Consider the following 22,284-nt stretch of genomic DNA (forward strand, 5'->3'; position numbering starts at 1 on the left):
GGTCATGCGCCGGTTAGAAAACGGCAGGATCCCAATACTCATTTAAGTGAGGGGAAGTCTGACAGATACAGTGACGGCAGACCTGGATGAACCGAGAAGATGATGGCCGATGGAGAATCAGAACAATAGCATTCTGATTCCATTTTTCTATGCATGGTGCATATATGTCTGCATTGGAGAACCGGAAAAATTTATCTTATAAAAAGCCAGAAACAGGAGAGTTAAATCTCCTTTTTCTGGCTTTTAAATTTTAAAAAGGGGTCAGAATTTATCGATCTGCTAATGTAAGAGTTACTCTTCTGTTCAGCAGTCTATTTTCTACTGGAGTATTTGGAACCAAAGGTTCGCTTTCACCTTTCGAAAATAAATGCATACGAATAGCTTCAATTCCTTTATTCTGTAAATAATCTGAAACTGCCTGTGCTCTTTTCATTCCAATTTCAAGATTGCGTGCTTCCGTTCCTATATCGCAAGTGTATCCTGTAATATTGAGATCTATGTCTTTATTTGATTTTAGAATTTTAGCAATTTCATCTAGTCTTGCAACCAATTGCGGGGTTACATCGGTGTTTCCGACTTCTTGGAAAGCAAGGGGCTTTTCAATGTACGAGCGCTCAGTTGCTGTAAGTTCCTTTTTAGCTGGTGGAGTTTGAGCCGTTTTTTGCTGCACAGGCGCTTTTTCTTGAACAGGCGCTTGAGTCTTAGTCACCACTTCTTCTTTTGGCTGTACGGGTAATGGCTTGTTTTTATGCAGCATAAAACCTAATTTCAGTTGAATGCCGGCAGAAAAGTAACGGCTTTCTTGAAGAATTTTTCTATTGCCGCTTATACCATTTGCTTGAATGTTATCCAATCCGTTGGCGTTGTACGCAACGATGTTAAGATTTGCATTTTCTTTTGCCATTTCTGTCAGACCATAGTCAGCATATACGCCAGTGTAAAGCTGTGTATTCTCTTTTAGTTTGAAAGTAAGACCTGTTTCAACACTTAAAAGAAAAGAAGGATCTAAGCTTACAGTTGCTTTATCCTGCCAGATGGTTGCTTTACCAAATCCGTGAGAAGGCAGATCATCAATTAAAAGATTCATATCAGGATAGTAACCGCTCAATTGCAACTCAGATGCGGAAGCTTTTGCCGTTTGTTTTGCTGGAAACAGAATTTTTCCTCCAAATCCAAAATAAAGTTGTGTTTGAGATGCAATTGATGTTCTGTACTGCATCATAAGCGGAACTGCAAGAGAAATGAAACGCTGCTCTTCTTTATAGTTTGCCGGCGTTGCTTGATACTCAAATGCAGAAGTCTGGTCATCAACTTCGTAAGTTGAAATTGTTGTTCCGTTGTTGAGTTCAAAACTGTTCTGATTGTACACTGCATCAATTCCTGTCGAAATTCCCCAGTGGCTGCTGAAGAAATAGGTGTAACCGACACCTATTCCTGCGCCAAATTTGAGTTTGCCATCTCCAAGAGTGCTGTCATAAAGAATTCCTGATGGCCCTCCATTAATCTTGACATTAATTTGCTGTGCTTTTATAGTGACAATGCACAGTAATAGTATGGCTATGGTGGTTTTAATTTTCATTGCTTGTAATTTTAAATTAAATCTCATTTTTATTTCACCAATAAGTTGATTGTTTTTAACTGGCCGTCAGCCAATTTAAGAACGACAACATATACGGCTGCCTGCGATGGCGCAATAATTTCATTTTTGGCTTTTACATTTGAAATAGTCTGAACTAATTTTCCTGTAATGTCATAAATAACCACCTCAGATTCATTTAATTGAGAATCGCTGAAATCGCACTCTAAAGTAAATTCAGCTCCAGGTTTAACTGGGTTTGGATAAATTTTTATCTTGCTGGTAAAAACTGTTCCAGTAGTCTCAATTGGACAAGATTTAATTGAATTTCCGTTTTTGTCTTTTGCAATTACGTAATAGCTTCCGTTTAAAGGCTGAACTTCGCTGTAATACTGGCGGGTTGCACCAGAAACAGCAGTTCCGTTTTTATACCACTGCCATGCTTCGTAATTGTTCGATTTATTGTCAAAGAATAGCACATTTGCCCAATGTTGTGTTACAAGTCCAGAGCGGCTTACTTCTATTGGTTTAACAGCGGATGCAGCTGCGTTGTGATTTTGGTCACCGTTTTGTACAGCTGTAATTGTTGAGCTTCCTGATCCAGTGATGTTTAATGTTGATCCAGAAATTGTCCCTAACGCTGCATTTGAAATAGTGTACGATACTGGTAATCCGCTGTCTGCTGCCGCAGTTAAAGTCACGTTATTAGAATCTATGCATCCAAATTCTAAAGTTTGGTTCCAAGTGATTGTTTGGTCAGCTTTTGTAATTTCAAATTCGGCACCAGTAAAGGCAATTGTATAATCTGCGCCAGCGCTGATTGATCCTAGCTTTATATTGTATTTTCCAACATTTTCGCCAGCATCTCTAGAAAGCAGACCTGTAATTATTGAAGGTGTATCTCCGTTAGCAAAACCCAGCGGTGTGTAATTAAATGCAGGATCTTCTGTGCCGTATACTTTTGTATGTCCCGCTGCTGCAGTTATAGTAAGAGTATATTTTTGAGTCGTGAAACTAACTTCGTTTCCGTAATTGACAAAACCATTACTATTTATTGCATAAGTTCTAACATAATAAGTTCTATTTCCTCTAAGTCCAGATAAAGAATTTGTGAATGTTCCTAATGCGGCAGAAATATTTATTTTAGTATCTGCTGTAGTTGGGTTTGCATGCTGTGCATATACAAAACCAACTTCTGTTAAACAAGATCCGCTATCGGTATTTATTCCGTCAGAAGATGCAGTTCCAGATAAAGATGCGCCATTTGCAGTTATTCCAGCAACAGACCCAGTATTTAAAGTAACAGGATTTGCTGGCTGCAATATTTCGACAGCTGCAGAAGCAGTGCAAAAATTGCCATCTGTTACAGTTACAGTATAAGTTCCTGCCGTAAGTCCAGTAGCTGTTGCAGCAGTTCCTCCAGATGGAGCCCAAGAGTAAGTGTAAGAACCTGTACCTCCAGTTACGCTTACTGTAGCCGACCCGTTATTTCCATTGTAGCACGAAACTTCTGTAAGAGCCGCTGTTAAATTTAAAACATCTGGTTCTGTAATTAGAATCGTATTTGTAATAGAACATGAGTTTTCATCTGTTACAGTTACAGTATAAGTTCCTGCCGCAAGACCAGTTGCTGTGGCAGCAGTTCCTCCAGATGGAGCCCAAGAGTAAGTGTAAGAACCTGTACCGCCAGTTACGTTTACTGTAGCCGACCCGTTATTTCCCTTATAGCACGAAACTTCTTCAACAGTCGCCGTTAATTTTAAAGTATCTGGCTCTGTAATTAAAATCGTATTTGTAAGAGAACATGAGTTTTCATCTGTAATGGTTACCGTATAAGTTCCCGCTGTAAGACCGGTTGCTGTTGCAGCAGTTCCGCCGGAAGGTGCCCATAAATAGCTGTAGTTTCCTGTTCCTCCAGAAGCCGCTACAGATGCGGTACCATCATTTCCTCCCTTACAAGATACATTTGTTTGTGTGTCTGCAGCCGAAAGAGGTGCTGGCTCTGTAATTTGTACAGACGCAGTTACAAAACATCCGTTTGCATCGGTAACCGTAACAGAGTAAGTGTTTGGACTTAATCCGGCTGCTGTTGCAGCAGTTCCTCCCGATGGCGACCAAGAATACGTATAAGTTCCAGTTCCTCCAGAAGGAATTACCGTTGCAGTACCATTATTTGCCTGATTGCATAAAACATCTGTTTTTTCTATTGTCGCTGTAAGTAAAGCAGGTTCAGCAATAGTTACACTTGCTGTTGTCTCACATAAGTTACTATCTTTTATAAGAACAGTATAGGTTCCCGCAGATAATCCGCTGGCAGTTTCGTTAGTTCCGCCAGAAGGAGACCATGCATAAGTATAAGTTCCAGTTCCTCCTGTAACGCTTACAGTTGCAGATCCGTTTGAACCTCCATTGCAAGAAACATCAGTTTTAGATGCTGATGCAGTAAGTGCATCGGGTTCTGCTATGGTAAAACTTTGTGTTTTGGAGCATAAATTAGCATCTGTAACAGTTACAATGTAAGTTCCAGCAGAAAGTCCAGTTGCGGCGGCTGTTGATTGAGAAGGTGCTGTGTCCCATGCATAAGTATAGCCGCCGCTTCCCCCTGTTACGCTTACTGCGGCAGAACCGTTATTTCCTCCATTGCAGCTGACATTGGTCTGGCTTGGCGTTACGACAAGGACTGGAGGTTCTGTGATGGTGAACGGCTGGACTGCCGAGCAGTTATTGGCGTCTGTTATGGTAACGGTATAGGTTCCGGCTTTCAGCCCGGATGCCGTCGCAGCGGTCTGTACCGGAGTGGTGTTCCAGCTGTAGGAGTACGCTCCAGTTCCTCCTGTTACGCTCACTGCGGCAGAACCGTTATTTCCTCCATTGCAGCTGACATCGGTCTGGCTTGGCGTTACGGCTAGGAGTGGAGGTTCTGTGATGGTAAAAGACTGGACTGCCGAGCAGCTATTGGCATCTGTTATAGTGACGGTATAGGTTCCGGCTTTCAGGCCGGATGCCGTCGCAGCGGTCTGCACCGGTGTGGTGTTCCAGCTGTAGGAGTACGCTCCGGTTCCTCCTGTGACGGTTACTGCGGCAGAACCGTTATTTCCTCCATTGCAGCTGACATTGGTCTGGCTTTGCGTTACGGCAAGGACTGGAGGTTCTGTGATGGTGAACGTCTGGACTGCCGAGCAGCTATTGGCGTCTGTTATGGTAACGGTATAGGTTCCGGCTTTCAGCCCGGATGCCGTCGCAGCGGTCTGCACCGGTGTGGTGTTCCAGCTGTAGGAGTACGCTCCGGTTCCTCCTGTTACGCTCACTGCGGCAGAACCGTTATTTCCTCCATTACAGCTGACATCGTTCTGGCTTGGCGTTACGGCTAGTACTGGAGGTTCGGTTATGGTGAAGGACTGTGTCAGTGCAGTATGCCGAGCATCTGTCACGGTAACGGTATAGGTTCCTGCTTTGAGGCCGGATGCTGTCGCAGCGGTCTGCACCGGTGTGGTGTCCCAGCTGTACATGTAGGGTTTCGTTCCGCCTGCTACAGCTACTGATGCCGAGCCATTATTTCCGCCATTGCACGTGATATCAGCCTGCAGGCCGGGAGAAACGCTAAGGGGCAGTTCCTGAAATTCATAGGCCCCCATATCGATAATGCCTGAACCGGCATAATCAGAGACTCTGGGATTTCCGACGAGGTCTCTGGAAGCGGAGTCAAGACCGCTGTAGAGGCTGTTTGATCCTTTATTTATCAGGGGACTATTAAACGCTAAAGCGTAATTGCCAGACGTAAAAGGCGCAAGACTGTATGGGATAGAATTTATGAAGAGTGGATCTGTCGAAGCAGGATTGTGGCTGGCAGTGTTTTCTGCAGCTCCCTGCAGCATGCTGTACTGCATGCTGTACGAGCCGGAGATAATCCATGCGGGCTGAGATGTTCCATTGCCGTAGATGATGCTGTTATAAAAAGTGAAAGTTGAGCTGGACACCACAAAGGCGCCGCCCCAGCCTGCGGCATTATTGCCGGCAAGAACTGAATTAACAAATACAGGCGAAGAGGAGTAAGCAAATGATCCCCCTCCATTGCCGGTTCCGGAAACATTGGCATTATTGCCGGTGATTAAACAGTTGGTCATACGCGTACTGCTGCTGTAAAAGTAGATGCCCGCTCCTGCGATCGCCTGGTTGCCGCAGATAATTACATTTGTCACTGCAGGAGATGCGCTGTAAAGTATAATGCCGCCGCCCGCAATTCGCATGATGTTATTGCCGTTGACAGCTAAGCGATTTGTTTCGGATCCTGTTGCGGAACAGCCTTTCATAATGGTAAATCCGTCCAGTGCCGCACTGCCCATATCGCCGGAGGCTATTACCACGTGATAGGAATTATCTGTGTAGTCGTCCGCTGCGCCAAGATCGCCGCTCAAGATCGTCTTATTGGCATCCAGTCCAAGGTTGCGTTCTGCTAATTCTGTTTCTGTTCCGGCAAAGCCGCCATAAAGCTTGACATCCTTTACCAGCACAAAAGACTTATCCCTGCCATCGGTGCTGGCGAAATCGGCGGCATATTTTGGATAATAGGTCCCCCCTGCAGCCCAAATCTGCTTAATGGCAGCATTCCCCGCTGCTTCCTGCAGCGCGTCGGCTAATTCTCCCGCCGCATTGGCCCAGCTGCTTCCATTGCCTGCAGCGCCTTTTCTGACATACAGGATGCCTTCGGCGCTGGGAGTGAGAGCATAGGGCAATAGGCCGCTGGACTGTCTTGCAGAAGACGGCAGCGGAGCGCCAGAAGAGGGAAGTGGCGAAGCATTGCTAGTGTGCAGTAATGCTGTTATTTCAAATAGAAAGATTAAAAGGAGTAGTTTTTTTTTCATAGTTTTTGATTCTAAAGATTTAAAAGTCTGATTCAGGCATAGAATCTGCACCAGAATTTGAAATGGTATGCGATATGGAAGATGTAAAAAAAGTATTCCGAAGGAGCGGAATAATGAATTCTGGCCATTCTTAAATCGGTATGCGGCAAAAGAAAAATAACCCGATCTGAAGTGAAAAGTATAAGTTTGTCATAGGCTGGTATAAGTTAAATTGCATTAGAGATTCTTGCTGAATATTTTAGTATTGAAAACGGAACGGCAGCACATTTCAGCAATACGCGCGGTAAGCCTCAGTTTGATGCACTGCACTGCATTCAGTTAGCAATAATGAAAATAGTTTTATTTAAGCGCTGCAAGTTTAAGAATAAAAAAGGTGTAATCAATAGGTGTTTACCCTGTTTTTGCAAGAAAGAAGCTTAAGAAAAGTTTAATTTGCCTAAATCGGCACGCTGGCCAGTAGAATCAGGATGGATAGTTATATGAGATGTGCTGTTTTTCTGGCTAGGAATTTTAGTTCCATATTTGAAGGAGAAAAGAATATTGATGCCCTTGGTTTAAATGTGCAGTGATTATAGCATTATGCGCGTGATGTAAAATCTTAAAGCGAGCCGCTTTTGATTTGTCTGGTCAGCCAACTGTGTTAAAATTCGATTTCAAGTAAAAGATTAATTGTTTGTTTTTTAATGGTTTTAAATCAGTGTGTTAATATTATTTTGAGTTGGATTTATATATAATTCCATCCATTGGATTTTCAGAGAAAAGAGAATAAAATTCCCATAGCATCGTTTTTTAATAAAACGATACTTATGGGTTTATTTGATTTTATGATAGTGGAAATCGCTATGGATTTGGGAACTGCCAACACTTTAATAATTCACGGAGGGAAGATTGTAGTCGACAGTCCTTCAATAGTGGCAAGAGATATCAGGAACGGAAAAATCATTGCAGTGGGTAAGGAAGCCGGCTTAATGCAGGGCAAGACCCACGAGAATATTAAAACTATCCGCCCGCTTAAGGATGGCGTCATTGCGGATTTTGATGCTTCGGAAAAAATGATCAGCTGGTTTATCAGTAATATACCCGAGATAAAGAAAAATCTTTTTAAGCCCGCACTGCGTATGGTGGTGTGTATTCCAAGCGGCATTACGGAAGTTGAAATGAGAGCTGTAAAAGAGTCCTGCGAAAGGGTGAACGGCAAAGAAGTTTTCTTAATTCATGAGCCGATGGCGGCGGCTATAGGAATGGGGCTCGATGTTATGCAGCCCAAAGGGAACATCATTGTGGATATCGGAGGAGGCACTACAGAAATTGCTGTAGTTGCGCTTGGAGGAATCATATGCGATAAATCCATAAAAATTGCGGGAGATGTTTTTACGGGAGATATACTCTATTATATGAGAACGCATCATAATCTCTATATAGGTGAAGCCACCGCAGAGCGTATAAAAATAGAAGTGGGAGCAGCAATTGAATCGCTTGAGGATGCTCCAGCTGATATGATGGTACGCGGAAGGGATCTGCTTACCGGAAAGCCCAAAGAGGTGCAGATCACTTCAAGAGAAATTGCAAGAGCTCTAGACAAATCAATACTACGAATTGAAGATGCCATTATGGTAACGCTTTCAGTGACACCTCCTGAGCTGGCAGCAGATATTTATAACACAGGACTGTATCTTGCAGGAGGAGGAGCAATGCTGCGCGGCCTTGATAAGAGAATTTCCCAGAAAACAGACCTGCCGGTCTATATTGCAGAAGATCCCCTGCGTGCAGTAGTAAGAGGCACGGGGATTGTTTTGAAAAATATAGACAAATATAAAAGCGTAGTGGTTAAGTAGATGCTTCATATTGATCTATCCGAAGAGAATGTCTCGCCATTCGATGAACAGATATAAAGCTATTATTTATTTCAAATCTGCGTATTTCCACTGTTTTTCAATGGGAAAATTGGGAAGCTAAAAATAGCATTTGTTTTTGTTTTGTTTTGTTTTAAGGCTGTATTTTAAGGATCAAGATTGAGATTGTTTTCTGTGGTTTAATAGCCAAAGTTTTGATCTTTCCTTGAAATAATACCATTATTTTTTTAGATTATTATTTTGCAGATGTTATCGTTTTTTATAAAACATTGTGCCATCATCTGGCTTAACAATCTTCGATATGTATAGAAATTTTAAGTGGAGTCTGGTGATTTTAGTACTTTTTCTTCTATATTTGTCTCTACTGCTAGATTAAAATGTTCTCTGAAAATCTAGATATTTTTCCAAATTATCGGACACATAACAAACCGGTGTCTTTTGTAAGATTATGTTTTGTAAAATTTGTACCTTATTTGCACCTCGACATTGCTTAAGCCTTATTAAATAAGGAAAGTTAATTTCTGCATCGGAAAATAAAAGGCGCAAAATAACGCAAAACAAAAACAAAAAAAAGAGCTAAAAGTGTTTATAATTAACATTTTTAGCTCTTTTTTTAGTGGGTGTTTTTTTTGAATATTTGGTTTTGTTCTGCTAAAATTTGTACCCTATTTGTACCTTGAAATGCGAGCTGCAGACAAAAAATAATGATATGGACAGGTTTTGGCACATATTGGCATCTTGTGGCGCACTTTGGCATCTAGCAGATTATTTTGAGGACAATTAAAGGCACATAAAAAAATAAGATAAAAAAAACGAACAGAAATTGGACAGAAAATGGGAAGAAGTCGGGCGAAATTAGAAAATTGAAATGATGAGGGTAGATTGTGGCACATTTTAGCATCTACAATAATATTCTTTTCTCACTCTCCAATATACTTTTGCACATTCACTCATGCGTTGTATACATAATGCAATCAGAAAGGTCGGCTGTCTGAAGTAATACTCTGGCGTTTCGAACAGCTTGAATTTCAGATTGAAAAGTTATATCCTTAAATGTTTTTCCGCCTTCAATACCTTCTCCAACAATTTCATCATTTTTTACCAAATTGATCCCACAGGACTATCGCCATTTTTTCTGGCTATTTTTGCAAGTTCAATAGATTTAGCCATGTAGGGCTCGTGATTCATTGTTTGCTTTATAGAGAATTTTTTATAATTTTTTGTTTTTTGAATTTGTATTAATTATAATACTCTGATATTTTAATAATTGTGTTTTTTTCTTTTTCTAAAATTTCTATACCTTCAGAGATTAAATTATCTTCCGGATCATCATCTTCAAACTCCAAAAAAAAAGATGAATCACCATTTTTATTTTTTTTAAATTGACCTTCAACAATCTTTTTGCAATAATTATTGAATTTAAATTTACATGCTATATTATTAATTTTTCTTATCAACGAAGTATCTAATTCCTTATTCGGGTAAATATTCGTTTTAATTTCTACCGAACTGATAAAATGGTTACATCCACCTTTAAATACATGTAAAGTATCACCATTGTAAATTAATATCGCTTTGTTAATTTTTGAATCCCAAACATATTTTTTGATTTCAAGTTCACTCAGCCATTTTTCCGTTATTTTTTTGTAATTGTCATCAAATATACAATCAGAATGGTTTTCTAATTCATTATTATCTGTTTTAGAAACCGTCTCGGATTTACTATTCTTAATTATACTATTTTCTGTTTTTGTTTTTTTTTCTGAACAAGAAATAGTTATAATCAATATCAAAACATAGTAGAAAGTCTTTTTCATAAATTATTTTAACTAGGACTTATATATGTAAATATGTCCGGATTATTTAGCTTAACTTCTCGCAGTAGGTGCGAAGAATGCCACTGCTTTTTTATTTTCAAAAATAGTTTTTTTATTTCATAAACCACCAACCAGAATAAATTTGCAAATAATTTGGTCATAAAAATTAAAACTGGTGAAAAATTAGCAATATTCGTCTTAACTTTTTTGTGTGAATAAAGTTGAAGTACTAGTTTTTGTAGATAAAGCAGCTTAGATAAATCAGCTAGGAAAAAAGAAATGGAAAAAAGAAATAAAAAACAATCAAAAGAGCTATCAAAAACAATCAAAAGAGCTAAAAGTGTTTATAATTAACATTTTCAGCTCTTTTTTTAGTGTTTTTTTTTTTTGAATATTTGGTTTTGTTTACAATGTCTGGCGGTGCTGGTTCATATTGATGCGGGAGCGTTCCTGCGGTTCCTTTATTATTTAGATCGCCGCTCATGATGATCGATTGGATTAAATTGATTTTGGTGTAAAGGATCAGGTGTTTGTGACCTGTCCTGAACCTGCAGTCCCAGCTGGATTATCAGTTTCTGTTTTCTGGTTGCGGTTTGGGTCGGTGCCGGCCTCATCTTGCTCATCGATTTCGCCCCAGTCGCCGGTATTTTGGTGACCGTGGTCTGCATTGTTTTCGTCATGGTCCTGGGCATGCAGCATCTGATGGTAGGGACACTTTTGAAGATCTTCGCTGAAATTAGGAATCTTTTCCATAGTTTTTCTATTTTAAAATTTTGCACCTTAAAATTAACTGGATATAAGAAATTAAGCTTACAGAAAAACAGTTTGGATTTATTTAATTATCATATAATCTGAGGAATAGTTGATTAATGGCATAATAATATAATAAACCCTCAAAATCATGTAAGTAAGGCGGAAGCTTGTCATTTAACTTTACTCAAAATTCCCTGTGCAAAAACTTGAATAATAATTAGATAGGGAATTTGAATATAATCATTAAATCTTTTAGCTATGTTTAAAAAAGGACAGAATGTACAGCAGGAATTCGGTGCTCAGGTAATGAAGGTAATAGGTTTTGAACCTGAGTTAATCGAAAATGTAATAACCCAATGGGAAGATGAACAAGGTACAATTGTAACAGGAAAATTTATGGAATCCCAACTTTTTCCAGCAGAAGAGTAAATTATTAGAAAAATCAAAATAATGAAAACATACAAAGTCCCTATTCAATGCGTATCAGGAAAAAGATATTCAGATTATTTTGATCAGATGTCAAACTTTTAATACAACACATATGGAAACCAGTGGGTAGTGTATATCTTTTATAGCAGCGATTTTCATTACGTTAAAATTAATTCTTGTTAAACATAAATGTTATGAATACTATTTCACCCTGGGCCGCCACTGTACAGGCCGATTTAGAAAGCAGTGTTGTAATTTGGGAAAAAGAATGGCATAAATATAATTTCCAAGCTTATAATGCAGGAGATTCATTATGGATTGCAGTTACTTGGCCCGATAGGGGTAAAATGGCTTTTCGAGCTGCTTTTGGTATGAACAGCTGCTTTACAATAACTAATATGTTTGATGATGGTCAGACTCTGGTTTTAAACTTAGAAACAAGATTAGGCCGTTACGAAGTTATTATTGCTTTTCCGGACGAGAATACGGCAATCTTGCATTATACAACAACTTTTAAAGCAAACCAGCCCTTACTTATTCCATTTTGGCCCAGAGATATTATTCCTTTAACTCAAAAAGGAAGTGTGGAAAATACCAATGGAAAAATTCACATGCACCAGATGGGTTCCCGGTCAGGTATTTTGTTTGCCAGCATGACCAAGCCAAAGACTGGATCTTTTTTTTATTTTCAGGATTTGGGATCCTTAAGCGCTTACTGTGAAGCTACACAGACCACAGTTGACGACACTGTCTGCGGAAGCTGGCCTGAAATTGGATTCAAGCTTCCCTCTGCAGACGATAAACCGCTGCCTTCCGATAAACCGTATATTATTTCCGATGCGTATGTTTTATTTTCCGAGGACATTATTGAAGATGACATAGCTGTAACGCACCAATTTTTAAATAATCTGGCAGCAGTGTACCGTTTGCTGCCGCATCCGGAAATCATTTACCACAACTGGCCGGAAATCACGCAGAACTGCCTTAACGATATTTATAGTAATAAAGGCTGCTGGACCCAGACCAATGGCTCTCCTTATCTAAATGCTTATCTGTGCGATTATGATACACCGGCAGAAGTGATGGTGCAACTTGCCGTATTAATGCCATTAAATGAACTGAAACACTGGTATGGAGAAACGCATTCGGTTTATAATGATCTTCTTAACGGCATAGATGCCTTCTATGACCAAAAGGTGAAAAGCATTAACCGATGGCTTCCTGCACTTAATAACCAGCTTGATAATTCTGAGATACAGAAAAAGGAAATGGTCATGGATTCATGGTATCTGTATCACCCTCTGATGAACCTTACACGACTTGCCTTAAAAGGAGAAAAAAAAGCGGAAGAACTCGTTTTAAAATCAATTCAATATGCCATAAAAGTGGCACATCACTTTGATTATCAATGGCCTGTTTTCTTTAAAATGGATACTTTGGAAATAATACGTAAGGAAACCGAGCCCGGGAAAGGCGGAGAAAAAGATGTTCCAGGTTCTTATGCACACTTAATGCTGCTGGAGTACCGATTGACGGACGATAAACGTTATCTTAATGAAGCAGAAAGATCAGTTAAAAAACTTGCCGGCTGTGGTTTTCATATTTTTTATCAGGCAAACAATACGGCCTTTTCGGCAGGGGCTTTATTGGAATTATTTAAGATCACCGGTAAAAAAGAGTATTTAGATTTGAGCTATGCCTGTATGGCATGCTTATTTAAGAACATGCAGTTATGGGACTGCCAGTACGGATTCGGTAAAAATTACACCAATTACTTTTCTGTTTTCCCTCTTAACAACGCGCCCTATACAGCCGCTTATGAGGAAATGGAAGTATATGCAGCACTTTCAGAATATTTAATACAGGCGGCGGCAATTGATCTGCTGCCGTCTTTAAAAATTCTTATTGCGGAATTCATAAAATATGCAGTATGCAGACTGCCGTTCTATTATCCTGTAAATCTGCCTTTGGAAATGATTTCTGAAGAAGTAAAAACTGGAGAAATTCAAAAAGAATTATGGATTCCATTGGAAGATCTTTACAACGGCTGGGAAAAAAGCGGGCAGGTAGGACAGGAGGTTTACGGTGCGGGAGTTGGTTTTGGCGCTATGATACGCCAATATCATAAAGTTAAGAATGAAGACTTTTTACTCTTTCTGGATTATCCGCTTATAAATTACCGAAAATCCAAACAGAGCGTACTCTTTACCGTTTTGGGATCTGCAGAATTTGAATGTAATTTTAAGATTGTGCTTCCTGAAAATAGAAATATAAAATTTCAGGTTTTTGCGCAAAAGCAAATAATTGAACCTGCAGCAAAATCAAATTTACTTCTGGAATACACCGTTGCGGGAGGAAGTGCCGTTAAAGTATCTTGGAAATAAACTATTAGAATTTGTAACTTTAAAAAAAAGCTGAAATTCTGAGGAAGTGAATGCTATCAAGGAAGTACGGCGACTTAATTACTGTTTGTTTTTTTTATTTTTTTATTGGACCATTACTCACCTTGATTCCATTTTTCCACACTTCTTTTATAGTTCTGGTGTTGGTGATATCCTCAACTGGATTTTTTTCCAGCACAATAAAATTCGCTTTTTTTCCGGCTTGTAACGTGCCGTTTTCTTTTTCAGATTTTAATAATACAGCTCCATTTTCTGTAGCAATTTTTATGGTTTCCAGAACAGGAATTCCAGCTTTTACCATCAGCTCCATTTCCATATGTTCAGAAAATCCCATCGCGCGGATTGGCTGTGCGCCAGCATCTGTTCCAAGGGTAATTGAAATTCCGGCATCAAATATTTTTTTTAAGTTGATTAATGCAGTTTCAAGCGCCAGTTTTTCTTTTGGAGTCGATGGATTTTTTTTGACTTTAGCTTTATAAGCGGGACTGTTTATCATTTCAAAGACCAAAGGTTCTAATGATGCTTTAAAAAACGGGTCATTTGTCCATTCTGGATTTCCTTCATAAATATAAGCAAACTCATCTAAGGAAAGAGTAGGGATGTAAGTAACCTTATTTTTCTTCATTAAGGCTAATAATGACTCGTCAACTTCTTGATCTCTAATACTGTGTGCAATAATGTCAACGCCGCTATTAACGAGCTGACGTGCATCTTCTAAATAATATAAATGAGTAGAAACCCTGATATTATTTTTATGGGCTTCGTCTATAATTGCTTTATAAATCTCTGGTTTCATTTTCGGAAATTTTCCAAAAAAATCATCTACCCATATTTTAATTACATCTGGTTTAAAAGCAGCAATTTCTTTTACCTGCTGACTCGCTTCTTCTGGAGTTTGCGGGCGATTTACCTTGTCCATCCCAAAGCTTACCGGCGGGGCTCCATCTTTTACGCCAAAACCTATCCCAGCGGTATAAATTGCTGCGCCGGCTAATTTTCCTGATCGGGAATCTTCTCTGAAATTAAATATTTCCTGATGATCTGTTCCCATGGAAAGCAGCGAGCCAATTCCGTAATCCTGAAAACGCAAAAGATGTTTGGCAATGTTTTCTTTTGTAAAGTTTTTAGATGCCATTACAGTGTCTTTTAAAAGTCCAAGATGCGCGTGCGTGTCTATGATAAGCGGCATTATAGTTTTGCCTTTTAAATTAATTATTGTGATACCTTTTGGGGTTTTGGCAGATGCAGCACTTATAGATATTATTTTATCATTCAACACTAAAATGTCCTGATGTTCTTTAGCTGGTTTTCCGGTTCCGTCTAGGATTGTAACGTCCTGAAACAACTTCTGCTGTGCTTGCGCTATATAGTTACTGCTCAAAAAAAAGAGTAATAAAATCAGTCTTTTTGATGTGAAAAAAAAATTTTTCATGGTACTGTGTGTTGTTAGCTGTGTAATCATATTGTAAAAATACTAAAAATGCTGCAAACCGACGGGTTAACTTAACACATCGGTTTGCAGCATTATAATTATTAGAACTTAAGTGGAGTAAATTTTTATGAAGATTTTGCAAAAAACAATTGCTATCTTCTGCGTCAGCTCCAAATCAATAGACGCTATTCATTATTGTAATTTTACACGTCTTTTCACGGAAATTTCGGTGTCATTTTGATTCGTGTTGAATCCAATTTGGGAGTTCGGAGCATATTGATGAATTACATTTATCAGGTTTTCAAACAATAAAAAATTGTCTGGTAAAGTTCGTATGCCGGCCCCAATCAGTACTAAAGCATATTGTTCTTTCTCTAATTTTTCCTTTACCGTTTTCTCTGCAGTAAGACCTAAATCTGTTAAGCACCACTGTGCATCATAACCTGCTGTGATCAGTTTTTGTTTTTGGTTTTCCAAGGCTGTACTCAATTGCTGTTCTGTAAGGTTGGGAATATTTGTAAAGTCTAATTTCTTGGGATCAATACCCACCAGGAGTACTTTTTTTGATTTTGGACTGCCGGATATTTCATTCGCCTTCTGCGGTTGTACTAATGCGCAGGACGTTAAGAGTAAGCTGCATACCCCTGCAAATCGCATGGATTTTAATATATTTTTCATCTTATTTAATTTTTTATAAGTCATTATTATTCTTCGTTTCATTTTTTAAATTTTATATGTTAATTACATGACAGAGATGTTGTGGTCAGCTTTGAAAAACTGGTATCAAATTACTGTTCTTAGTTTATTTCTATGGTAGTCTTTCCTATGTAGCCGCCCTTTTCAGCATATTGATACGCCTCTTTATACTGGGCGAAGGGAAATACTTTGCTGATCTCGATATCTAGTCCGTTATTCACAGCATCTAACAAAATAGTAGTGTGACTTGTGCCAGGACTGGACAGCACAACGATGTGTTTTTTACTGGTAAAAAAGTTTTTTAAAATGGAAAACGGAATTTCAATTGGCTGTGGGGTTGGGTTGAGAAAAATGGATTTGGGCTTCATGATTTTTTTTGCGTTTTTATATCCCAGTCTGCCAGACAAGTCGATGATAATGTCATAGGCGGTTCTTTGTAAAAGAATATTTTCCTTCGTGTAATCGATGACGGTATTCGCGCCCCATTTTTTAGCATATTCTATACTTTTTGTACTTGTGACTGCTGTAACGTTTGCGCCATACTGCTTTAAAAGCTGTAATAAAAACATTCCGAAACCGCCTGTTGCGCCATTTACCAAAATGGAAGTTTTAGAATTAATTTTTCCCATTTTTGCTATGGCAGTTACTGCGGCTGTTCCCGCTATAGGAATAGAAGCTGCCTGTGCAAAACTGATGTTTTTAGGTTTTTTCCAAACCAGGGAAGACGGCACGGCAGTATATTCTGATGAAGCGCCTTCTTTCATTATGTTTTTTACCACTCCAAAAACTTCATCTCCAATTTTGAAATTGCTGACAGAAGATCCAATAGCTTCAATGATGCCGGCAAAATCAGCTCCCGTATGCTTTGGGAACTTCGACCCTGACATTAGTTTCATTTCTCCTTTTCTGATTTTCCAATCCATTGGATTGATAGAAAATGCTTTTATTTTTACCAGTACCTCATTCGGCTCGATTAATGGTTTAGTTTGTTCTGCTGTTTGCAGAACATCTGTGTTTCCAAAATTGCTGTAGACTATTGCTTTCATGATTAAATTTTTTAATTGTTTCATTTTGATAAGGCAAAGTTGCAGATAACCTGCCAGCCAGACTTGTATCAGATCACTATTGTGATTTACAGATCACAAATTGAAAATCCGGAAAACAGGAAAGGGTATCAGCATAGTTGCGGATACCCTTTATGAATTAGGTGGTGTTATGGGTTACTTAGTAAATCTGGATGAGATCACTGCTGAATTTTAATGCTTTTGGAGGCATGCCGAACATTTCATACATATATTTGTTAAGCTGGGGAAGGTCGTAGAATCCGGTATCGTAGGCAATATCGGTAAGGCTTTTTTCTTTATCGGTCAGAGTAAGGTAAATCGCCTGACGCAGCCGGGTCCATAATAAGTACTTGGAGAGGCTGCTGCCGGTTTGCTGCTTAAATAGAGAGGCCAGACGGGATGGAGAGAGAAAAACAATATCTGCAAAGGTCTGTGGTGTTATATCTGATTTAAAATAATTCTCTTTAATGTACTGAACAATTTTACTGATTCTTTCATCATAACCTGCTGCGGGTAATTTAGTAAGCAGTGCGTCAATAATCATATTGATGTCAATACAGTTTTCAGGAGTATTAAAAAAGGTATTTGTTTCTAATGGAGAATTAAAAATTATGGTTTCTTCATTTTCTTTAAACCTGCCTGAGAGATCTAAACCAATAGAAGAGTAGGGCTCTATGTTCAATACGTTTAATGTTCCTTTTTCAGCAATGCAGTGATGGCTTACATGCGGCTTTATCAAAAAGCCGTAAATAGGTTCATATAATGTTCCGTTGATCGTTGAAGTAAAGGGTGTATCGTTCGAGAGGACAATCTGGTATGCAGCGTGATGATGGATCTCAACAGTAAGATTACGGGCTTGAAGTGCAAGGATAAAAGGGTTCATATTTTATATTTAATTCCAGCCTAAAAATATTTAAAAAATCATTAATTTTTTATATGTTTTAGTACTCTTTTTACATAAAAACAATTGATCACCGTTTAGTGATTAACCTTTCATTTTTAAATAGTTCTAAATCGAAAAATAATGTGCTCTTGAGTCTATTCTTTTCTAATTGAAATCGTAATTCGCTCAATCAGTAACGCACATCTAAACTAGTGATGTAGATGTGCGACGGGTTACTGATAAGCTTATTGGCTATGCGCCGGCTTTAACGATTGTTTCATTATTTGCCATTGCAATATAGTTTTCGGTATCAAAAAAATTAGGTTCATCGGGATGAACTTTTGTTAAATAATTTTCTGAAGAAAAGAAGGCGTTGAAATCTTCAAACGAGTCAAAGGAGATTTCTACTACAGCATCATATAAAGGCTTAGGAAAACCTTCAGCTATCATAGGGAATTGATTTAGTTCTTTTGAAAAATAAAGGGAAATCGCTGAAAAAGAGAATGCTGTTAAAAAATAAGAGCCTGGTGATAAATAATTGAGGAATTTGTAATTACTTTAGCTTCAAATATAATTTCAATGCAAAAAAAAGTACTTCTGTTTTTTTGGGTTATTTTGAGTTTTGCTTCAAAAGCGCAAAATCCGTCATTTGTTACAACAATTGATAGTATTAATGCGATCATCAAAGCCAATCCATTGTTTTACTATATGCCGGAGAAGCAATATGATGCCTTTGTAAAGAAAATAAATGTGACTTATGATGGTGTAATAAGTTTTAAGGACAGTATTGTTCCGGCTGCAAAAAGCACAAATCCCAAGTCAGAATTAATTGCTGACTGCTGTGCTCAAAAAGATTCCAGAACATTAGATATTTTGAACATCAATAAATGGGATATTCATTTTCCAAATGCATATTTAAAAAATGAAAATGGAGAGAATATTGGTCAATTTACAGGTCTGAAGCAGGCCGACATGCAAAATATGAAAGAACAGTTTTATATACTGCAATCTCTTTGTTTTAATTATGTAAAGAAGAGAGATGAGGCAAAAGCCAAAGCCATTGCAGATCATTATAGGTGTGATCTTCCCGATCCCAAAAAAAGGGCAGCTGCTGAGGCCGCAATGAAAAAAGCAGATGAACTTAGTAAAAACAAAAAGTAAATGCAAAATTTGAAAACCTAATTACAAATAGAACGATTCAAAAACCTTACATACCATGAAACAACTACTATCTTTTTTTCTTTTAGTACTAAGCCTTACTACAGCGAATGCGCAAAGCCTTACAAAATATTCATCCCAAGGTAAAATAGGCTTTAAAAACACATCAGGAGAAATTGTTGTACCGGCTCAATATGATGAGGTATATGAAATAGGAGGAGATAAATACTATTGTGTTGAATTAAATCATGAAAAGGGGGTACTAGATAAAAAAGGTAAAGTAATTCTGGAGCCAAAATATTCTTTTATCTGGGGATTTTCAGAGGGGTTATTTTCGGTAGAAATTTATGGAGAAGAAAGAAAACGGGGTTTTGCAGATACCACTGGGAAAGTAGTTATTCCTCTTATTTATCAAGATGCAGCACTATTCTCGGAAGGAATATGTGCCGTGATGAAAGACAATAAAAAATGGGGATTCATTGACAAGACAGGAAAAGAAATTACCGAGTTTAAGTATGATAAGTTATCAAGCTTTTCTGACGGAGTTGCCTTTGGAGAATTAGCAGGCAAGTATGGGCTAATTGACAAACAAGGAAAGGAGATCGTCTCGTTACATCCCGATGGTTTGGAAGGCTTTACAAAGACTTTCTTAGATAATGTGGAAAAGGGAAAGAATACCGGACATTTTATCTTTGATGATTATCAAAGCTTTTCAGAAAATCTAGGTGCGGTGAAGTTAAAAGAAAAATATGGTTTTATTGATAAATCCGGAGCGATTGTAATCCCAATTATCTATGATCGAGTTGAGTCTTTTTATAAAGGTACAGCAATAGTTCAGTTAGATAAAAAAATGAAGATTATTGATAAAACCGGCAAAACAATAAAAGATTTAAAATATTCTGGGTTTGGGTTTTCAAGAGAAGATGTTATGAATGTTAAACTCGATGGAAAATACGGCCGGATTGAGAGTGCAACTGGAAAAGAAATTTTTCCGCCTGTTTATAGCGCTCTTCAACGATTCCAAAAAGATATGACAGCATGGGCACAACTGGATGGCAAATGGGGAATGATAAATAAATCAGGAAAGGTCATTGTGCCGTTCAAATATAATGAAAAAGATTATTTATGGGACTCAGATAATCTTTACAAATGCAGGGTGGATAATAAATTTTGTTTTTTTGATGAAATCAATAAGAAAGAATTAACTGAAGTAAAATATGATTCCATAGGAAAATTCAAGGACGGATTTGTTGTGGTTAGGAAGGACAATAAATTTGGCTATGTGGATATGTTGGCAAAAGAATTGGTTTCTCCTAACTATAGATACGCCAGAGCCTTTTCTGAGGGTTTAGGAACAGCTTTAAACGATAAAAATTGGTTGTTTGTAAATAAAAATGGAGAGGAATTTCCTCTTATTTACAATGGAGTTTCTAATTATAATAATGTTGGCAGTTTTCATGATGGTCTTTGCTGGGTGTTTTTTAATGACAAAGCGGGTTATGTAAATAAAAAGGGCAAGTTGGTAATTGCTCTTGAATATGACGCGGTTTGGAGTTTTGATGGGGGGATAGCAAAGGTACAATTAGATTCAAAAATAGGATGTATTGATTTAGTGGGCAATGAAGTCATTCCAATACAATATGACAAAATTGATATTGATTATAATGGGATTATTACTGCTGTCTTGGACGGAAAAGAATTTTATTTTAATTCAAAAGGACAGAAAACAGAAAAGCCAAAAGAGGACCATTAATATAGTTTTCGAAAGATTTTTTTAGTAATGTCAATACGATTACATAATGAAATGAACTATGAAATTCACCAAAGAAGAAAGAAAGTTTTGGCAAAAGCAATTTCGCATTGAAAGCGCTGCTAATATCCCAAAAGACTGGACGTTTTTCAAATCTAAAGATGGAGATGAAGATGATGATTTCTTTTATTTTTTCACTTTACGAGTGAATTCAATTACCGATATTTATCTCAAAGAGACGCTGATTACCGATAGAGCGGTGGAATATTTTGTTCATTTTAAAGATCTTAAAAGTCTTATTGTAAGAAGACACAGCCATATCACAAAAGCAAGCATTCTTTATTTTAACCAAATGCAGGGGTTGGAACTTTTAAATGTGACACGAACTGCAATTACGCTGACTGATTTGTGTGAGAATTTAAATAATCAAAGTTTAAAAGAAGTCTTTGTATCTTCACAATCAGAGGATGGCCAGGAGAAAGATCTCTTGGAAAAAGCTTTCATATTGAAGCAGCGAATGCCTAATTGTAATGTGTATCTTGATCTCTTTGACAGTACCGATCATTTTGGCAATCCTGAAAAGCCAATTTTTTGATTCTAAAAGGGATTTTAAGATTTTATTTTAAGATTAAAAAAATTGGTGAAGGAGACTTAGGTGCTGAAGATATGTTGATTTTGGTAAGGGAGATTATTAAAAAGTTAGTTAGTTAGTTAGTTAGTTAGTTAGTTAGTTAGTTAGTTAGTTAGTTAGTTAGTTATATGTAGACGGAAAAATAACTTTGGCAGAAGCTAATTACTGGTATAGAAATGGACATGGTGAACCTTTGTATGCTGATTTATCGAAAATTGATTTATCTTTCGTTTCTGCAAGCGATTTTAAAAAAGTTGGTGAAGTTAAAACATTTCAATCTTTGTTTAAGTCAGAGGATGGTTTTGTGTATGGAAACATCACCCTCAAATATGAGGGAGGAACGAGAGTTACCGTATCAAAGGGGTATTACGATACATATAATTTCGAAACGCATGGTAATAGAAGCACTAGTCCAAGCGTTTTTAGAAGAATTGGACAGAATACTTCAAGAGCTTTTAGGAATTTTGCAACAGTTGGGGGAAGAATGTTGGCTGATAGATTCCCGATGAGATTAAATAATCAAGAATTTAATATATATTTTTATGGAGTTGGAAAAATTTCAAAGTAAATACACACTGCTTTTTACATTTTTATTTTTTGTTTCTTGTACCTCAAACAAAGAAAGAGCAATGTTGGATGCCGACGGAGAATTTAATTATTATGTTAATGATTTAAACTTAGATGTTAAAGATTTTACGGGGCCTATTATATTAAAAAAAGATGATAAAAATTTTCAACCAAGAAGAAATCATATTTTATATGGATGGAAGAGCAATGCTAAAAAAAAAACAGCGTGGATTTATGTTGAAGTTGATACTACATTTGAGAAAGAACCAAGTGTTTCGTATTCTGATGACTTTTTTAAAATTATGAAATAATTGGTTGGAATAATAAGCTTGCAATAAGGAATTCAGTAAGGATTTGTAAGATTAGACGTTTGTTTTTGATACAAAGTTATTTGTGATAATCATTTTTTGA

The 22,284-nt window shown here is 37.6% G+C and carries 18 protein-coding genes; 8 read left to right on the forward strand and 10 right to left on the reverse strand.

Annotated elements, in window-relative coordinates; translation table 11 throughout:
- Positions 1–268: 268 nt before the first annotated feature.
- Together C4F50_RS15660 and C4F50_RS15665 are read right to left on the reverse strand one after the other, a co-directional pair.
- The gene (locus C4F50_RS15660; RefSeq protein ID WP_194139580.1) at positions 269–1,579 is read right to left on the reverse strand and encodes an OmpA family protein; all 1,311 of its coding nucleotides are present in this window, start codon (positions 1,577–1,579) and stop codon (positions 269–271) included.
- A 29-nt stretch (positions 1,580–1,608) separates the two neighbouring features.
- On the reverse strand, positions 1,609–6,438 hold the full coding sequence (locus C4F50_RS15665) for a T9SS type A sorting domain-containing protein (RefSeq protein ID WP_194139581.1): 4,830 nt from the start codon (positions 6,436–6,438) through the stop codon (positions 1,609–1,611).
- 806 nt (positions 6,439–7,244) lie between these two features.
- Between C4F50_RS15665 and C4F50_RS15670 the strand changes: the two genes are divergently transcribed.
- Complete coding sequence (locus C4F50_RS15670; RefSeq protein WP_194139582.1) at positions 7,245–8,273, forward strand: rod shape-determining protein; 1,029 nt, start codon at positions 7,245–7,247, stop codon at positions 8,271–8,273.
- Positions 8,274–9,529: 1,256 nt separating this feature from the next.
- Here C4F50_RS15670 and C4F50_RS15675 read toward each other — a convergent pair.
- From C4F50_RS15675 to C4F50_RS15685, 3 genes are all read right to left on the reverse strand, one after another.
- Complete coding sequence (locus C4F50_RS15675; protein ID WP_194139583.1) at positions 9,530–10,108, reverse strand: hypothetical protein; 579 nt, start codon at positions 10,106–10,108, stop codon at positions 9,530–9,532.
- 334 nt (positions 10,109–10,442) lie between these two features.
- Entirely contained in the window at positions 10,443–10,592 is a 150-nt protein-coding gene (locus tag C4F50_RS15680) for a hypothetical protein (RefSeq protein ID WP_194139584.1), read from the reverse strand.
- Between the two features lie 38 nt (positions 10,593–10,630).
- Positions 10,631–10,861: a hypothetical protein gene (locus C4F50_RS15685; protein ID WP_194139585.1), complete on the reverse strand. Its 231-nt coding sequence runs from the start codon at positions 10,859–10,861 to the stop codon at positions 10,631–10,633.
- 258 nt (positions 10,862–11,119) lie between these two features.
- Here C4F50_RS15685 and C4F50_RS15690 point away from each other — a divergent pair, with 258 nt between their 5' ends.
- Together C4F50_RS15690 and C4F50_RS15695 are read left to right on the forward strand one after the other, a co-directional pair.
- Positions 11,120–11,290, forward strand: a complete 171-nt coding sequence (locus C4F50_RS15690) for a hypothetical protein (RefSeq protein ID WP_194139586.1) — start codon at positions 11,120–11,122, stop codon at positions 11,288–11,290.
- A gap of 194 nt (positions 11,291–11,484) precedes the next feature.
- Positions 11,485–13,674 carry a glycoside hydrolase family protein gene (locus tag C4F50_RS15695; RefSeq protein ID WP_194139587.1) on the forward strand — a complete coding sequence of 730 codons (2,190 nt, stop codon included), beginning with the start codon at positions 11,485–11,487 and terminating at the stop codon, positions 13,672–13,674.
- Between the two features lie 94 nt (positions 13,675–13,768).
- Here the strand turns inward: C4F50_RS15695 and C4F50_RS15700 are convergent, their stop codons facing one another.
- The 5 genes from C4F50_RS15700 to C4F50_RS15720 form a co-directional block, all read right to left on the reverse strand.
- A complete protein-coding gene (locus C4F50_RS15700; protein WP_194139588.1) occupies positions 13,769–15,124 on the reverse strand; it encodes an amidohydrolase family protein in 1,356 nt (451 codons plus the stop codon).
- A gap of 192 nt (positions 15,125–15,316) precedes the next feature.
- Complete coding sequence (locus tag C4F50_RS15705) at positions 15,317–15,802, reverse strand: hypothetical protein (RefSeq protein WP_194139589.1); 486 nt, start codon at positions 15,800–15,802, stop codon at positions 15,317–15,319.
- Positions 15,803–15,921: 119 nt separating this feature from the next.
- Positions 15,922–16,866, reverse strand: coding sequence for an NADP-dependent oxidoreductase (locus C4F50_RS15710; protein WP_194139590.1), 945 nt, complete (start codon positions 16,864–16,866; stop codon positions 15,922–15,924).
- A 178-nt stretch (positions 16,867–17,044) separates the two neighbouring features.
- Positions 17,045–17,767: a helix-turn-helix domain-containing protein gene (locus C4F50_RS15715; RefSeq protein WP_194139591.1), complete on the reverse strand. Its 723-nt coding sequence runs from the start codon at positions 17,765–17,767 to the stop codon at positions 17,045–17,047.
- A 252-nt stretch (positions 17,768–18,019) separates the two neighbouring features.
- Entirely contained in the window at positions 18,020–18,217 is a 198-nt protein-coding gene (locus tag C4F50_RS15720; RefSeq protein ID WP_228012049.1) for an EthD domain-containing protein, read from the reverse strand.
- Positions 18,218–18,346: 129 nt separating this feature from the next.
- On the opposite strand from C4F50_RS15720, the gene C4F50_RS15725 reads away from it, so the two are divergent.
- The 5 genes from C4F50_RS15725 to C4F50_RS15745 all read left to right on the forward strand — a co-directional run bounded on the left by C4F50_RS15725 (position 18,347) and on the right by C4F50_RS15745 (position 22,184).
- On the forward strand, positions 18,347–18,928 hold the full coding sequence (locus tag C4F50_RS15725) for a hypothetical protein (RefSeq protein ID WP_194139592.1): 582 nt from the start codon (positions 18,347–18,349) through the stop codon (positions 18,926–18,928).
- Positions 18,929–18,983: 55 nt separating this feature from the next.
- On the forward strand, positions 18,984–20,678 hold the full coding sequence (locus C4F50_RS15730; RefSeq protein WP_194139593.1) for a WG repeat-containing protein: 1,695 nt from the start codon (positions 18,984–18,986) through the stop codon (positions 20,676–20,678).
- Positions 20,679–20,736: 58 nt separating this feature from the next.
- Positions 20,737–21,270, forward strand: a complete 534-nt coding sequence (locus C4F50_RS15735) for a hypothetical protein (protein WP_194139594.1) — start codon at positions 20,737–20,739, stop codon at positions 21,268–21,270.
- A gap of 184 nt (positions 21,271–21,454) precedes the next feature.
- Positions 21,455–21,874: a hypothetical protein gene (locus C4F50_RS15740; RefSeq protein ID WP_194139595.1), complete on the forward strand. Its 420-nt coding sequence runs from the start codon at positions 21,455–21,457 to the stop codon at positions 21,872–21,874.
- Positions 21,849–22,184 carry a hypothetical protein gene (locus C4F50_RS15745; protein WP_194139596.1) on the forward strand — a complete coding sequence of 112 codons (336 nt, stop codon included), beginning with the start codon at positions 21,849–21,851 and terminating at the stop codon, positions 22,182–22,184. Before C4F50_RS15740 ends, C4F50_RS15745 begins: the two co-directional genes overlap by 26 nt.
- The last annotated feature ends 100 nt before the right edge of the window (positions 22,185–22,284 follow it).

This window comes from Flavobacterium hungaricum, assembly GCF_015182285.1.
GTDB lineage: Bacteria > Bacteroidota > Bacteroidia > Flavobacteriales > Flavobacteriaceae > Flavobacterium > Flavobacterium hungaricum.